The organism is Aquamicrobium zhengzhouense, from assembly GCF_016124105.1.
GTDB classification, from domain to species: domain Bacteria; phylum Pseudomonadota; class Alphaproteobacteria; order Rhizobiales; family Rhizobiaceae; genus Aerobium; species Aerobium zhengzhouense.
This window is the reverse complement of sequence record NZ_JADGMQ010000003.1, coordinates 117,157-131,099: the sequence shown is the minus strand read 5'-3', so window position 1 is coordinate 131,099 and position 13,943 is coordinate 117,157. Positions and strand designations below refer to the sequence as shown.

Genomic DNA, 13,943 nt, shown 5'->3' with positions numbered 1-13,943 from the left:
AGGATGTGGTGGGGAAATCAGGGAGGGGCAGATGACCGAAGAAAAGGCAGCGCTAGTTATTCATCCAAACGACGGAGCGCCCGTCGTCTACTTTGATGAAACGCCCGTATTTGGCGTTCTGAACGGGGCGATCCAAATCGAGTTGGCGGCCCATATATTGCACCCTTCGGGGAGTGGAGTTGAGAGCCGCTTGACTGCAACGGCACATCTGCGGTGCTCGCCCGCAGCCGCACTCCAGCTTTATGATGCGATAAGAAAGACGTTGGAGATGGTGAGCAAGCAGCCAGCGCCAGCGCCGAGTGGCGCGATCAACTAAACGCGCCATCAGTCGTCAAAGCTCCACTGGACGCCGCTTGATGTTCGAGCGGGAGCGGTCGGCGCACGAGACGCTCCACCACCTGAGGAGCGCCGCTGCAACTTCGTCATCCCGCTAGCAACTGCTTCGCGGAAGTCCTTAAGCGCCTGGATAAATTCAGGCTCACTCTGCGCGCGGTCCATACGGGCCATAGCCTGTTCGGCCTTAAGACCTTCGATTTCGGTGATCGCACCGCCGCCCTTGAGCATGCCGAACGCCTGTAGAAACGCGCGGCCCTTCGCCTGGTTGAACCGTGCCAAGGCATCGCGCCCCTCAGCGCCCATAGACCATGATGGACGGAACTGATCGACGGGACCTGCGATAGCCGACAGGCCGGGGTGCGCGATGAGCTCGTCAAGCTCCTGGATTGTCTGACGTGCGGTGATCATCTCGCTTTCGAGATTAGCGTTAGCTTCACCCGCCGCCTTGCCTTCTGCGCCACCCTGAGCCGTGTCAAAGGCTTCCTGATAGTTCTCTTTCGGCAAGGTCCCGACCATTTGACCAGACCGCTTGTCGATAAGGTTGTAGTGGGTGCCTACGTCAACCCGATCCACGCCAGTAGAAATTTTTACTCCCCCGGTATCCACGGTCTTTAGCGAGGCGTCGTCCCCGAGTACACTGATGACGGTATTGCCCTCGGGGTCGGTGCCATAGATCGGGTTGAGACTGTAGCGAGGGCGAGAACCACCCTGAGCCTGCTTGAGATAGTGCTGTAGGATCGTCGGGTTTTGCGCTGCTGCAAGAGCCTCGTCATCGCTAAGCCCAAAGTTCGACTTGAGCCAAGCAGCCGTCTGGTTCTTCGATGCCGCCTCTTCCTGACGCTGGCGTTCCGCCTCTTGTTGCTGCTGATCATAGCGCTGCTGCTGGAGGGTATTGGCGGTCAGGTTCGTGTGGAACTGTCCGAAGTTTTGCAAGGGTGCATTGCGCGGGCTGGACATGAGCGAATAGCCGAGCGCCGACAGAAGGTTGCCGCCTGCGGGCGTGTTGAGCGCGCCGCCGATACGCTGACCAAGGCCGCCCAAAGCGCCTCCGAGGCCACCGCCAGCCGCAGGAACGGGCGCAGCCATGCCGCTTTCCATCGGCCGGGACTGAGGGAGTGGTGCAATCTGAGGAAGACCGAGCATGAAATACCCCTATTTGCCGAGGAGGCCGGAGAGCCAGTTACCGCCAACGGAACCGCCGCCCGCTGCTGGGAGGCCCGCCACCGCCAAGCCACCACCGAGCAATTGCTGGAACAGGCTGGGAGAGTTGTCAGGCTGCGTGCCGGTCTTGTTCTCGTTGCCCATGCTCCACGAGCTCTGCGAGTTGTCGTAAACCTGAGGGACATACGACGCGATGCGCTGGAGGGCTTCATGCGGCAGATCGAGGCTGCGTTGTGCAAGCGCCTGCTGTGCTGCTCCAGCTTGCCCAAGAAGGCCAGCTGCGGCCCCCTGCCGGTCGAATTCGCTGCTCATGTGGCGATCATGGAGCCCCGCCGCCGCAAGCGCGTTCTGTGCGTTTTGAGCGGCAATGCCTTGGGCACGATCATAGCCACCGGACATGATGTTCGCGATGACGCCGGGAACCGCCTCGTTAAGGCCGCGTGTCATACGTGCGCGAGCAAAACCCTCACCTGAGCCGCCCAAGCCGCCACGTGCCGCGTATCGTGCCGACAAGCCTGCCTGAGCGTTCTCATGCTCCCGGCGCATATTGTTGACCGCATCGCGACCCACCGAGTCGAGATACGGGTTCATGTGTTCTTTCCAGTCGTCGGGCCCGATCCGGCTTTGACCGAGAAGTGCGCTGAACGTGTCGCTGCCAGAATTGCCAGCGCCAAACTGAGCCGCCGTACCGCGAGCCATATCGAAGGCTTTGAGCTGATCCGGCGTGAAGCCAGCAATTGCTGAATCGCGAGGGCCGAGATTTCCCGCGTTCTGCGCAAGCGCCATCTGCCCGATAGCGGTCTGCATGTTCTGCGTCCACGGAGCATAGCTGGAGGTGCCGCCTCCTGCGCTAACGTTGCTCGCGTTCTGCGTCGTCGTTTGGCTTTTCGATCCGCCGAAGCTCATTTTATAGATCCTTCACAAGTACGACCGCGACACGGCGGTATCCGGGAAATGCGCGCTCAAATCCGGGACGCGATATAAGCTGCGAGCGGCTGCAACCCATCTGCTTGCCCCACGCTTCCGCCTCATCACGAAGCTGCTGGACAGCGCTGAGCTTGCCGCCCGCCAGCCATCCCTGAATTTCCTTGAAGCCGTTGTCGTAAGTCTCGATAGAGGTGACGATAGCCGCCTCGCGATTGGTCCAGAGCTGCGCGCGGCCATCCAGAATACGGGCGAGAACATGCTGCTTTTCGTGGGTGTTGCCACCGCGTTTGACGGCCTTCTCAAGCCACTTCCAGACGCGGTTGAACTCGATGATCTGCTCGCTGGGTGTCATCGCCGTGCCTTCGTCTGGTTCAGGTCGATACGGTGAGCGCCCATGCGCCAGAAGGTGTTTGCCGTGCCGTTGCCAAAGCGAAACCGCACTTGCCTGGTCATGACGCGGAAGTTCACGCGCTCGGTGGTCGGCGTGATGATGAATGGCCCCGTCTGCTTGGGGTCCTTCTGGTGCGGATAGAGCTTCGACAGGATCGTGAACGCGACCTGCCCCTCCATGCTGGCAAAGTCGGGCATCAGGCTTGTGAGCGCGAGAAGCGTGTCACCGTCGCCTATGTCGAGATCGCCTGTTTCAATCCATGCGTCGAGGTTCGCACCATTGGCAGAGGTGCCGACTTCGTGATTGTAGAGGCGCCCGTTCGGTGCAACGCCAAGCGGGTTGGGAAAGATGCCCGACGAACACCATGTAGTGCGCGCGAGCTTATGCGTGTGCCAGTGCCCTTCGGTCCAGGAATATGAGACGGCCCGCGAGCATTCATCTCCATCGCGTTGATCGGGATAGAAGAACCACAATTCCGAGAATGCCGGGACGATGCCCATATGGCTCTTGGCGCTCTGCCTGCGCTCGATATTGTCGAAGAGGTCTTTCGAGATCGGGCACGGCAGGATTTCAGGAATGCCGAGGCTGGTCGCGCCGACGCCGCGGAAGATGTAGAAGTTCTTCTCAGCTGCCCAGAACACAAAGCCGTTCTGCTCAACCATGGCGTGGCGCGCGACGACGCCGCAGCCGGTGCCAAGAATGTTGACCGTGAAAGGATCTTGCGGATCGCCGGTGAATTGTAGCGAGGCAACGCCGTCGTCGCCTGCAATGATGTCCTGCTGGCGGGTTGCGATGCCCTTCGCTAGACGGCCGCCAATGCCGCGAACGTTGAAGAACGAAGCGTAAGACCCTTCATCCGGCACCCATGCGCGGTTATTGCCGAGATCCGAGGTACGAACCAGCGTTGGATCGTATGTGCCCTCGTCTACCGAGGTAGTGCCAAGCGCAACGACGATGCCATTCGTGTTGACGTACATCGCATCTATCACAGGCGGCGCGGTCGTGATGCGAATTGCCTTGTCTTCAAGGTGATAGGAAACGTCCTCGACCGAACCGGCAAACGCGCTGTCTGCTTCCCACACCACGTCCTTTGCAAGCGCTGGCATGCGGAAGGTGCGGGTGTATGTGCCAGACTTGGAGATGGGCGAGGAAGCTGGCCCAACGTCGATCACCGCTGGCGTGGCACCGGCATTGACACGGAACTTGAGCGTGCCGGCCGTCCTTGTCACGGTGAAGGTGACGCGAACCGTAATGCCGCCCTTGACCAGATCCTCAACGCTTTGCGAAAGGGCGGAGCCCGTTCCTGCTGCCTTCGTCGCCTTGCCGCTTGCAATGCTCCAGCCAGTGCCAAGACCCCAGCCGTCCGCATTGGCGAACTCGCCATTGTAAGCGAGCTCCGGATAATTGGCATAGGGCTGCCATTCCCAAAGACCGTATCCGCAGGCGTTTGCGAGAAGATATTCACCCCAATTGGCAAGTGTCCACTGGCGCATGCCGGGGCGGTTCCCCGAGGAGCCATACGGCCCTTCGCTATATCCCCCGGTGCCGTAGCCTGTGAGCGGATCGCTAACGAGTCCGGGCATCAGATCGGCGCGGAAATCCACATAGCCGCCGCCGTTCTCAACATCGGCATCGGCATTGGACGCGTGCTCAATCGTGAATGACCCCCGCGTCGGAACGCTCTTGATTGTGTAGGTGCCCTCGATCGTCAGCCCAGCAACAGCCATCTGATGATGGCTGAATACAACGTCCTGCCCCTCGACAAGGCCATGAAACGGTAGATGGACCGTGACAATCTCGCTGCCGTTCGTGGTTGAGAAAACGTCTTGCAGCGTTGTCTCGTGGATCGGCCCGGTGATGTCGCGCAAATTGCCGTTATACTCGCCAAACAAGCCTTCGCTGGTGCCGTAGGCGATACAGGTTGCGCCCTCATGTGTTGACCAGGCGTGGGATGCGCGACATAAACCATCCACAACCTGCGTCGTGCGTGACCGCCAGCCGCCGATAGGCTGCGCCCTACCCTGCCAGCCGCGCATGCGGTTGCCAGCGACATAGCCTCCCTCGTTCGCCAGCGCGGTATCATTGGTGTTGATGCCCGGCTTTAGTTCGAGCTTAACAAGCGGCATGGGCTACTTCCCCGGCGTGTAAACTGCGGTGATCGGTCCTTTGTGTTCCTTCACCGGGTAGAGCTTGGATTGAGCGACAATCTCGGCCGTGCCGAAGTCGGTGCCGCGTCCCTTGTCGTATTCCGCCTGAATGGATTCCTGATTGGCGCGGCGCTCGGCAAGAACGTCGTCTATACGCGCCTGAACGGCACCAGCGCCCTCATTGGCAGGCGCAGCAGCTCTCATCTGAGCAACGATCTCGTCGTCACTCAGCACAATTTTAGAATGTCGCATGGGTTACCAGCCGAAGTTGGTTCGCTGATGGGTTGGCGTGTACGTGCCAGTGCCGCGCTGTGTCTGAGGATCGTAGACGCCTTGCGCCCAATCCATATCAACGCCTTCGATCTGGCCGGGGCCAGCATAGGGGTTGCTCATGCCGGTGATCGTGTTGAACCCGGCATTGGCATAGTCTTCAGACATCAGGCCGTTTTCTTGGTTGCCGCCTTGCATCCAGTCATAGGCCTGCTGCTGGCGCGTTTGGTTCTCGAACATCGGGGTCATCTTGTCCCACTCCGCGTTGAGCGCAGAGAAGTTTGGCGTATAGCCCGCGCTGCCCGGCGTCACATTAACCGCGCGGTTTTCGCCAAATCCATGCTTGGCAAAATGGTCAAGCCCGCTTGAAAACTGACCACCGGAAACAGCCGCCGCAACGTCAGGATTTAGCTGGAGGTACTTGGCTTCATCAAAGTTTGTGCCTTGGCGACCCTCCCCGGCACCGTGAGCGCCGTAGTGATAGGCACCCACCGGATTGGCAGGGAAAGCACCGCCCCAACTCGACGGATCTGCAACATCCGGGTTGGCAGCAAGATACCCGGCGTTGTCGAACGTCTGTGCTCTTGGCGCGGCAGCGGGACGAGCTCTTGCTGCCTCGGCTGCCCGGCGCTTCTCCCAATCCGACATCCATTGCTGCTGATCCGGCAAAAGGGAGACAGTCTCGCTTTCCGGGGCTTCCGTCCGCATGGGATGCGTGAAGCCAAGTCGTCCCAAGCCAAAGCCGCCAAAGACCATGGTGAAGCTCCTGTTAACTTTTGCGAGATCAGGGACGCGGGAGGGATACAGCTCATAAGAAAAACCCGGCGCGAAGGCCGGGTTTCCGAGGTTGTATTACTAGGCTCGAAGCTAATAAACCGGGTCCGAAGTAGCCTCGTTATGAGCATCCTTAAGCTGCCCGATCAAGGTGACGATGCTTCCGGTGTATTCGGTGTTGATGTCATCGAAGGCGGAGGCAAGATCGGCCCAGTAGGTGCTGTCATTTTCACCAAGAGTGTCGGCGTGACTGACGATCTGGTCGAGGACGACGGTAAAGGTGTCGGCCTTCAGTTCATCCGCGCGTGCGGTTGCTTCCGGATCGTCGGCATTCGACCAGAAGTTGATGATAGTGTCGCGGTCGAGATCAAGGTCACGGATCAAGTCCTCGAAGGTTGCGGCAAATCCCTCTCCTTGGGCTACTTGCGCCCCTGCAATGAAATCAGCCTTGTTCTGCTCCATCTCGATATGGAGGCCGATGACCTCCCTCAAATCACCAACATCAGAGAAGTAGCCAAGCTTCTCGATGGTCTCGATGACGCCAAGCGCAACCGCCTTTTCGCGTCCGCCATTGTCCGGGAAGGCAGTGCCTTCCAGGAGTGCGGCGAAGTCAGGGTCGGTCTTGATGGCTGCAAGGACTGTGGCTTCATCATCGGCAGTATTGACCGAACGCAGGAACGCGACATCGTCGTCGGCTGCAGCGTGCGCTTCGTAGAGCTTGTTGACCAAGGTGACGATGCTGCCGCTGTAGTTGCCGCGTACATCCTGGAACTCTTCAAAGATCTTCGTGGCCTCGGTCGGATCGCCAAATGCTTCCGCGAGTTTGGTCAGCGCGACGGTGTAGAGCTCTTCCTCGAGAGCATCGACCCGCAGGTGACCGGCTTCGGAGTCGGTCTGCGTTGCCAGCGTGGTGTAGTAGTCGATGATGCCTGCGCGGTCGCTTGCCAAATTGGTTACCAGATCAACGAACGTCTCGAGATCTTCGGTCGAGTAAAGACCCTGCAGCGCCGCCTGCTTGTTCAGCTCAGTCTGTATATGCTTCGCGACAGCTGCTTTAATGCCATCGACAGTGGTAAAATCACCGAAGAGATTTCGCACCTCCTGAACGCCCATGCCGACTGCGTTAATGCGCCCGCCTTCATTAGGCAGGTTTTTGAGGCTCTCGGTCACGCCAAGCGCGACCTCGTGCTCGCGGATCAAGGCAATGAAGTCGGTGTAGGACTTCGCTTTGTTGAACTCCAGCACAATAGGATCCGGTGTCGGCGTGCCACCACCACCGCCGCCACCACCACCCTCGCCCGGCTCAGGCTCAGGCTCTGGCTCCGGCTGCTGGAAGTTTGGTGGCAGCACATCCGGCGCTTCCACCCCGGGCGGCACAACCAGCTTTTCCTCACCTGCCGGGACGAAATCAGCCGGAAGGGGGGTGTTGCTTGGAACAGTATACCCGGCTGGCGGGCTGTAGGTCGGCAGGAACGGAGCGACCTCAGCCACCCGCGACATCAGCGCGCTGTAATCGCCATCCTGAATTGCCGCTAGTGCTTTCGGATCGCTGGCGAACTGCTCAAGGCTGATGCCATTGCCAAGGTCACGCTCTTCGGCAAATCCATGATTGATGAAGTGATCGAACGCGGTCGTGTGTCCAGCGCGAACAGCAGCTGCAACGTCGGGGTTTGCGTCGAGATAACCCTTTAGGTCAAAGAACGGCGCTGTGTTGCGAATCTCATTCTGACCGTAAAGCAGGAAGTGCTCGAACGGCGAAGAGAACGCGCCAGCCTCAATAGCCGCTGCAACATCCGGGTTGTTTCGCAGATAAACTGACGGGTCAAAGAAAACAGACGGACTCCGCGCTTCGTTCTGTCCGAATGACATGAAGTGGTCAAACGCGTTAACAAGCCCGCCTTGTACAGCCTCAGCTACATCTGGGTTAGCCCGCAGATAAAGCACCGGGTCGAAGAACGGCGACGGAGCTCTATTCTCGAACTTCCCATATAGCTCGAAGTGCTCTTGCGCTGACATTAACCCTGCCGCAACTGCTATCGCTACGTCCGGGTTCATCTGTAGATAAAATGACTCGTTGAACAAAATTTCCTCCCACCGTGTCCAGTTCGTGCTGGAAAATAGCTCGCAACCCGACGACGGTCAATGCAACGAAGCAAACTGACCTTGCTTGAATACTTTCACCAGAATCGCCATGACTCCGATGCGATCACATAAATCTTGATTACAATCACATATACCTAGAAGTGACTGAGTATTATAGAGCAACAACCCCAAGACCGACCGGACGTTTTTGAACAGGCGGGACGCGGCTCTAATACTGATAGCTCCTAAGAGCTACATCTCTGGCGGCTGGTGTGCTTATTCCAAATTTATTCAATCCTACTCTCACCCCATCTGCGGATACTTTGGCACGCATCCTGCTTACTGGGAGGGATATACGATCTTGGCGGTCCTCGTGACTACAAGTCCGCCGCCGCAAGCCATGCTGTGTTGATATCCTCGGCAGACATACCAAGTGCAGAACCAACCTGCCCAATCAGCGGATGTTCGCGCTCGAACTGAGAGGCGTACTCCCACTCCACGCGGGCGACTTCCCGGCCGGCTTCGTCAGGGATTCCATCAATGGCTGCGTCAACGTCAGCTAGAGAAACGCCTGCACCGATCAGGCCGAGGCGCAATTGCCGAGCAGTCAGCGGTTCATAGACTGGCTCCAGAGGAGGTAGCTCCGTAACCGTCCAGTTCTCGCTATCCCAACCAAGCTGATGCGTGGCCGGATCGAAGGCCGGCTTTGCCGGGGCTTCGACGTAGCCCGCGTCCGCTATCTCAGCCGGAGTGAACGTTGCCGGATCGGTTCGGGTAGCGCCGCTGGAGAGGATGATGCGGAAGGGTAGAGGTGCGGGATAGGAGCCGTTGAGGGAGTAGAGGGTCATGCTAGTATCTCCAGAGCTATATTCGGCCCAGACGTTTCCCAAAGGGCGGAACCTGATGCCTCCATATAGAAATTCGCTAGTTCAGACGTTGGCGTGAACGCGACCATGGGCACGGTGTTTGCTAGCCAAGCGAACCCGGCGGCTCTAAGCCCCGAGGCTCTGTAGAATCCAAATACTAAGAAAGACCCCTCGGATATGGACGCAGGTTTGATTATAGGCGACTGCCCGGTCCCTGTTGCATTTGTTGTGAAATTTCCTATGCCTGACACGCCGCGCAGGACAAGAACCGCTCCAATGCTCATTGCGGGGGCTGGAGTGAAATTAGTCTCTGTCCCATCCGATAATTTATAAAATGCCGCCATCTTTGCTGATGACATTTCTGCGGTTGCGATAACGGTGTAGCCCGGAGGGGGGCCAGGAACTGGGTACGAAGACCCCGCCTGTGTCTGAGACGCAAAGCCTAGAATAAGATCACCCGGCTGAATATCTATGTGTGAGATATCAAGACTGGATGTTGACCCCTGCGCATATCCGACAAAATCCAAGATACCCCCACGCGCCACTCCTTTATCACTCAACCTCGAAAGGCCGCCGACTCGCTTGAACCTGCTCATGTCAGCCCTCGATCACTGCGACGGTGATTGCCGCGTTGCTGTCCGCAGACGCGCGAGCCCGGATCTTATCACCCGGCTTCAGGATCATGCCGCCAGCCTGCACGGAGAGCCCGTCCCCTACAGCGACCGGTGAATTGGAGCAGAACGGTATCTCAAGGTTGCTCGCACTGGCGTTCGACCAGACGACAGTAACGTCCACCTCATTTTCCGCATGGGTGTTCGCCACCTGGATCAGACTGATCTTTGCCCCTCCAGCTGGGGCGGTGTAGATGTCGGCCAGCGTCGTCGTCAGCATTACACCTGCATTGTTGTCAGTGCTCATATCTCAATCCTCAGCAGGTCACAGCGAGCCAGAATGCGGTGTTCTTGAACTCATCTACGATGGCTCCGGCGTTCTGAACGTCCGCTATGTTGTCGGCCACCAGATCGACGCTCGTGATGTTCGCGGCTACCGTGTTCACATTCGCGATGTTCTCGGCCACGGTAACGACGTTGCTTTCATTCGCTGCTACAGCGACAATCTCGTCCGCAATAGCTGCAACCGTTCCAAGCGATGAAGAAGCAGCGAGCGTGTCAATGTAGCCCTTCGTTGCCGCATCTGCCGGATCGGTAGGAGCACCGAGATTGATGGCCTTCTTGCCGTTGAGGTCGAGCGCCGCGTCGGGCTTCGTGAATTCGTTCAGTGGGCGGCTGTCGATCTCGCCCTTGGCGTCATCAACGTATTGCTTGGTCACAGCATCGTCGTCGCCCGTTGGTGCTGCCAGATTGACGATCTTCTTGCCGTTGAAGTCTACGTCAGCTTCCGGCTTGCGAATACGATCGAGCGGAACGTCGAAGGTGGAAGCCGTTGCGCCATCCGTGGTCCAGATAACGCAGGAGCCCGCACGAACCGTTGAGCCCGTCCCGCCTTCCGGCTTGATCTCAACATCAGCCGCACACGCATTGTAGACGAGATAGAACCGATCAACGCTCTTGACGGTGACTGTATGTCCGCCTGCCCCAATTAATGGCAGCAGAGTGCGGCGCACCTGGTTCTCAAGCCCATCGTCGGCCGAGAGCGTCACGTCTGCATCAACGGTGATCGGCTCATAGGCCACCGTATCGTCCATTAGGCGGATGACGGCGTTGTTAAGCTCGGTTCCCCACGTCTCAGGATTTGACGCATAGGCCTGCAGGATCAGCCCCAGCCGGTCGGTAAAAGTCGCATCTGTCATGGGATTACCCGGTGTAGATGTTGAAGCCACCGCGACCGGCGAGCGCGGGATCTGCGGTCAAAGGTGCAACCGCAATCGAGCGGGCTTCAAGCCAGCCGATCTTTGCGATTGCGTCATCAAGAATGGCCTTCCACGGTGCGGCCTCTGCCGTGTCGCGCATGAACACCCCGCCCCAGACAAGCGCAGCGGCGAGATAGGCGTCCGGGTAGTGTGTCAGCAGCCAATTGGTCGGCTCTGCGTCAGACAGCGCGAACGACTTGCGGTAGCGGAAGGTAAAACTGTGGTTCTGATCGCAGGGAGCGTTAAGCTCGATATTGGTGCCGTTGATCGCCCATTCGGTCGGCTCGGAATTGCTCGATCGCACCTTCATCTGGCCTGCCACGCCGGGGCGCACACAGCGCGGCTCGCCATAGGTGGTCAGATGAAGCGCAAAGGGCTCCACGAAATCAGCAGGTAGAGGAATGAGGCGCGAGCCGGTCGCTCCGATCAGCGGCGTATCAACTTCCATCACGCGCAAAGGCAGTTCGCGGTTTAGCGCGCTCTCGCCCAGGCTGATGAAGGTCGGAACCGTGTCCTCATATTCCGTGTCACCGCCGCGCATCGCGAATTTGGTGACCTCAGCCTTGAGGCGGTTGTAATCCCACGTCATCGGGAGATTGCCTCCCGGTAATCGGCAACCATCTTGCCGAAGGATTTGCGGCGGTCGAGTTCAATGCCTTGGCTAGCAGCAAAGCGATCAAGCGCGCCCTTGTTCTGAGAGGCGATGATCTTGTCCAGCTCATCCACCGCCTGATTGACGGCTGGCGTCTGCCATTTGTTGGGATGATCCGCCCAGCCCTGCGGCAATTCTTCCCCAGACGCGAGTTGAAACAGCTGAGCCTTGCCGTCTGCGGCGTAGCCCCACGTTGGAATGAGTTCGGCCATAGCGCACCCCGCAAATGAAAAGTGGGGCCGAAGCCCCACTCTCTCGTTGATCAATTGAAGGCGTAGCGCGTCGCCAGCTGCGGTCGGACCGTTGCCGAGCCGAAGAGCACATCAACACGGCAAGGCAGATTGTCGTTATTGATGTCGTACTGGCGGATGATGCGCAGCGAGATGCCGTCCAGAACCTGACGGGAAGCGAAGTCCACGCCCTTAGGCATCACAAGGTCAGCCGTGGCAAAGGCGAAGGCGTCTTCGGTGTAGCCAAGCGAGATGCCATGCGTGGTGGACGCCGTACCAGCGAAGGTGATCGCCGCATTGTCCGCCGGAGCAGCAGTGACGTTCTGCTTTGCACCAGTCGTGATGATGGCAGGCGAGATGCTGATCGAGGTTGCGGCGGCTGCTGCATCCTCAGTGACGACGAACTGCTGCAGAGTTGCAGTCGGCTTCTTGGTTTCCGGATGGACGCGGTAAACACCGGCGATGGTGAAAACCGTGCCCTTGGTGATAGCGCCAGTGCCGCCGTCCACGGTGAGCGTGGAGCCGGCTTGGGATGCGCCATTGATCAGGTAGCCAGCGCCTGCACCATTGGTGTGTGCTGGCATCAGCGTGTTTTCCATGAAGTCGAAGCCAGCGGCGCGGCCGATATAGCCGTCACGGTACTGCTTCGAAATCTCCTTGGTGTCGTTGAACAGCCCCTTGAGGTTGTCCACGAGGTCCACGTTGTCCTGAGTGTTCAGGTTCGCGGTCAGGCCCATCGGCGGGGCAAGGTTGTCCACGAGGATCTTGCGACCGTCGAGGATTTTCTTGAACGTTGCCGCATTGCCGATATCCGTCACCTGATTGTAGATGTCGGCATAGCGGGCTGCGAGAACGGTCGATTCAACGTTCGATGCGAGAACGTTCATTGCCGGTTCGATGATGCGCTTGGAGAAGTCGTCCAGCGAGAGGGTCAGGTCGGCGGACGAGAAGTTCATGCCGACATGCTTCTGATGCGAGACCTTCAGATCGACGCTTTCTTCCGCAGTGTCCTGAGTTGCGAGCGTCTTGCCATCGGTGACGACATACTGGTTCGGCAGGCGGATTTTCAGCGTATCGCCGATCTTCGCGCCGTCCTTGGCGAAGCGGTCATCGTAATCCCGGGTGATCGAGCCGATGAAGTTCAGCTTCTGGTGAAGAATGCGCAGGGCCTCACGGGTCACCTGCGTTGGGGTGAGCAAAGTGTTTGCCATGGTGTGGAGTTCCTTGTGCCGGCGCTAGGGCCGCTCGGATTGGGTCACGCGCGTTTGCGCAGTTGTTCGTTTCGCCTGCGAACCCATTCATCCGCTGACAGGCTGTCATCGAGACCGCGTGGAGCAGCGGCTTTGCGTCCGCCCACCTTGGTCAGTGGCTTGGCCTGTTCGGTCTTGGGTTGGGCTGCTTTCCTCGCTGCCATCAGCTTGTCGAACTGCATGGCCTTGTGAAGAAGCTTGAAAGCGCGGGGATCGGACGTGGCGTTGAACAGTTCCTCTTGGGTGTACCCCTGCGCTTCTGCGAAGATGCGTACTTCACCCGCGAGCTGTTCATTCCAGCCCTTGATGTCCCTCTGAAGCACCCTGAGTGTCTCAGCTGCTGCCCGTTCACGAGCAAGCCGCTGTTCTTCTGCCTGGCGCCTCTGTTGCTGCTCGGCCATCGACCGGGCTTCGTGCTCCTGACGCTGCAGGTTGCCAGCGAGTTGCTGCCGCTGGTCCTTTAGCAACTGGTATTCACGGAAAGCCTGCTGGGCCTGGAATAGGTCTTGCTGTTCGTAGGCGTTCCAATCGATCTTCGCGAATGCTTCCAGACGCTGATCGATGTTCGCCAGCTGCGCATAGCCTTGCAGGTTCTGGCGGATCATCTGGGAGTGCTGGGCCACCATTTCGCGTTCCCGCTGGATCGCTTCGTGGTCCTGTTCCAGTGCCCGTTTATGCTCCGCGACTTCCTGTGTCTTGCGCGTGTAGTCAGCCTGCATCATCATGAGCGGCTTGAGGTCCTTGTGGACCTTGTACTTCTTCCCGCCTACTTCGAGTTCTTCCGTTTCCTCTTGCGAGACAGGATCCTCGTCGTCTGCGTCTTCCTCGTCGCCCTGATCGGCGTCGGTGTCACCATCGCCCTCAAGTTCAGGATCATCGTCGTGAACCGCTTCAAGGTTCTCGTCGTGCTCCACTTCGTCACTTGCCGTCCCATCGTCCGGTGTTACGAAATCGAGTTCGGCGTCCTGATCGTTGCTCATTATTCAC

The 13,943-nt window shown here is 58.6% G+C and carries 16 protein-coding genes; 1 reads left to right on the top strand and 15 read right to left on the bottom strand.

Translation table 11 applies throughout. The annotated features are described in order from the left end of the window. The first annotated feature begins 31 nt into the window (after window positions 1–31). Window positions 32–316, top strand: a complete 285-nt coding sequence (locus IOD40_RS06780) for a hypothetical protein (RefSeq protein ID WP_198475662.1) — start codon at window positions 32–34, stop codon at window positions 314–316. Between the two features lie 8 nt (window positions 317–324). Here IOD40_RS06780 and IOD40_RS06775 read toward each other — a convergent pair whose 3' ends face one another. The 15 genes from IOD40_RS06775 to IOD40_RS06705 form a co-directional block, all read right to left on the bottom strand. After that, on the bottom strand, window positions 325–1,422 hold the full coding sequence (locus IOD40_RS06775) for a hypothetical protein (RefSeq protein WP_198475660.1): 1,098 nt from the start codon (window positions 1,420–1,422) through the stop codon (window positions 325–327). A gap of 66 nt (window positions 1,423–1,488) precedes the next feature. Next, the gene (locus IOD40_RS06770) at window positions 1,489–2,403 is read right to left on the bottom strand and encodes a hypothetical protein (RefSeq protein WP_198475658.1); all 915 of its coding nucleotides are present in this window, start codon (window positions 2,401–2,403) and stop codon (window positions 1,489–1,491) included. A 1-nt stretch (window position 2,404) separates the two neighbouring features. Then, complete coding sequence (locus tag IOD40_RS06765) at window positions 2,405–2,776, bottom strand: hypothetical protein (RefSeq protein WP_198475656.1); 372 nt, start codon at window positions 2,774–2,776, stop codon at window positions 2,405–2,407. Further along, window positions 2,773–4,941, bottom strand: coding sequence for an ML domain-containing protein (locus tag IOD40_RS06760; RefSeq protein WP_198475654.1), 2,169 nt, complete (start codon window positions 4,939–4,941; stop codon window positions 2,773–2,775). Before IOD40_RS06760 ends, IOD40_RS06765 begins: the two co-directional genes overlap by 4 nt. A 3-nt stretch (window positions 4,942–4,944) precedes the next feature. Then, on the bottom strand, window positions 4,945–5,214 hold the full coding sequence (locus tag IOD40_RS06755; protein WP_198475652.1) for a hypothetical protein: 270 nt from the start codon (window positions 5,212–5,214) through the stop codon (window positions 4,945–4,947). Window positions 5,215–5,217: 3 nt separating this feature from the next. Further along, entirely contained in the window at window positions 5,218–5,988 is a 771-nt protein-coding gene (locus tag IOD40_RS06750; protein WP_198475650.1) for a hypothetical protein, read from the bottom strand. A 111-nt stretch (window positions 5,989–6,099) separates the two neighbouring features. After that, window positions 6,100–8,022, bottom strand: a complete 1,923-nt coding sequence (locus IOD40_RS06745) for a hypothetical protein (protein WP_210336817.1) — start codon at window positions 8,020–8,022, stop codon at window positions 6,100–6,102. Window positions 8,023–8,465: 443 nt separating this feature from the next. Then, the gene (locus IOD40_RS06740; RefSeq protein WP_198475646.1) at window positions 8,466–8,936 is read right to left on the bottom strand and encodes a hypothetical protein; all 471 of its coding nucleotides are present in this window, start codon (window positions 8,934–8,936) and stop codon (window positions 8,466–8,468) included. Then, window positions 8,933–9,550 carry a hypothetical protein gene (locus IOD40_RS06735; protein WP_198475644.1) on the bottom strand — a complete coding sequence of 206 codons (618 nt, stop codon included), beginning with the start codon at window positions 9,548–9,550 and terminating at the stop codon, window positions 8,933–8,935. Before IOD40_RS06735 ends, IOD40_RS06740 begins: the two co-directional genes overlap by 4 nt. Window position 9,551: 1 nt before the next feature. Then, window positions 9,552–9,872, bottom strand: coding sequence for a hypothetical protein (locus IOD40_RS06730; RefSeq protein WP_198475642.1), 321 nt, complete (start codon window positions 9,870–9,872; stop codon window positions 9,552–9,554). 10 nt (window positions 9,873–9,882) lie between these two features. Beyond that, the gene (locus IOD40_RS06725) at window positions 9,883–10,764 is read right to left on the bottom strand and encodes a hypothetical protein (protein WP_198475640.1); all 882 of its coding nucleotides are present in this window, start codon (window positions 10,762–10,764) and stop codon (window positions 9,883–9,885) included. A gap of 4 nt (window positions 10,765–10,768) precedes the next feature. Beyond that, window positions 10,769–11,413 carry a phage adaptor protein gene (locus tag IOD40_RS06720; RefSeq protein WP_198475638.1) on the bottom strand — a complete coding sequence of 215 codons (645 nt, stop codon included), beginning with the start codon at window positions 11,411–11,413 and terminating at the stop codon, window positions 10,769–10,771. After that, the gene (locus IOD40_RS06715; RefSeq protein WP_198475636.1) at window positions 11,410–11,688 is read right to left on the bottom strand and encodes a hypothetical protein; all 279 of its coding nucleotides are present in this window, start codon (window positions 11,686–11,688) and stop codon (window positions 11,410–11,412) included. Before IOD40_RS06715 ends, IOD40_RS06720 begins: the two co-directional genes overlap by 4 nt. 50 nt (window positions 11,689–11,738) lie before the next feature. Continuing rightward, entirely contained in the window at window positions 11,739–12,917 is a 1,179-nt protein-coding gene (locus tag IOD40_RS06710; protein WP_198475634.1) for a P22 phage major capsid protein family protein, read from the bottom strand. Between the two features lie 44 nt (window positions 12,918–12,961). Then, window positions 12,962–13,936, bottom strand: coding sequence for a hypothetical protein (locus IOD40_RS06705; RefSeq protein ID WP_198475632.1), 975 nt, complete (start codon window positions 13,934–13,936; stop codon window positions 12,962–12,964). Window positions 13,937–13,943: the final 7 nt, after the last annotated feature.

Bases quoted from the DNA above. Each gene is read 5' to 3' on its own strand.
- IOD40_RS06780 (WP_198475662.1), top strand. From the start codon at position 32: ATGACCGAAGAAAAGGCAGCGCTAGTTATTCATCCAAACGACGGAGCG.
- IOD40_RS06765 (WP_198475656.1), bottom strand. From the start codon at position 2,776: ATGACACCCAGCGAGCAGATCATCGAGTTCAACCGCGTCTGGAAGTGG.
- IOD40_RS06710 (WP_198475634.1), bottom strand. From the start codon at position 12,917: ATGGCAAACACTTTGCTCACCCCAACGCAGGTGACCCGTGAGGCCCTG.
- IOD40_RS06705 (WP_198475632.1), bottom strand. From the start codon at position 13,936: ATGAGCAACGATCAGGACGCCGAACTCGATTTCGTAACACCGGACGAT.
- IOD40_RS06730 (WP_198475642.1), bottom strand. From the start codon at position 9,872: ATGAGCACTGACAACAATGCAGGTGTAATGCTGACGACGACGCTGGCC.
- IOD40_RS06720 (WP_198475638.1), bottom strand. From the start codon at position 11,413: ATGACGTGGGATTACAACCGCCTCAAGGCTGAGGTCACCAAATTCGCG.
- IOD40_RS06740 (WP_198475646.1), bottom strand. From the start codon at position 8,936: ATGACCCTCTACTCCCTCAACGGCTCCTATCCCGCACCTCTACCCTTC.
- IOD40_RS06750 (WP_198475650.1), bottom strand. From the start codon at position 5,988: ATGGTCTTTGGCGGCTTTGGCTTGGGACGACTTGGCTTCACGCATCCC.
- IOD40_RS06745 (WP_210336817.1), bottom strand. From the start codon at position 8,022: ATGTCAGCGCAAGAGCACTTCGAGCTATATGGGAAGTTCGAGAATAGA.
- IOD40_RS06770 (WP_198475658.1), bottom strand. From the start codon at position 2,403: ATGAGCTTCGGCGGATCGAAAAGCCAAACGACGACGCAGAACGCGAGC.
- IOD40_RS06755 (WP_198475652.1), bottom strand. From the start codon at position 5,214: ATGCGACATTCTAAAATTGTGCTGAGTGACGACGAGATCGTTGCTCAG.
- IOD40_RS06735 (WP_198475644.1), bottom strand. From the start codon at position 9,550: ATGAGCAGGTTCAAGCGAGTCGGCGGCCTTTCGAGGTTGAGTGATAAA.
- IOD40_RS06725 (WP_198475640.1), bottom strand. From the start codon at position 10,764: ATGACAGATGCGACTTTTACCGACCGGCTGGGGCTGATCCTGCAGGCC.
- IOD40_RS06775 (WP_198475660.1), bottom strand. From the start codon at position 1,422: ATGGCTGCGCCCGTTCCTGCGGCTGGCGGTGGCCTCGGAGGCGCTTTG.
- IOD40_RS06760 (WP_198475654.1), bottom strand. From the start codon at position 4,941: ATGCCGCTTGTTAAGCTCGAACTAAAGCCGGGCATCAACACCAATGAT.
- IOD40_RS06715 (WP_198475636.1), bottom strand. From the start codon at position 11,688: ATGGCCGAACTCATTCCAACGTGGGGCTACGCCGCAGACGGCAAGGCT.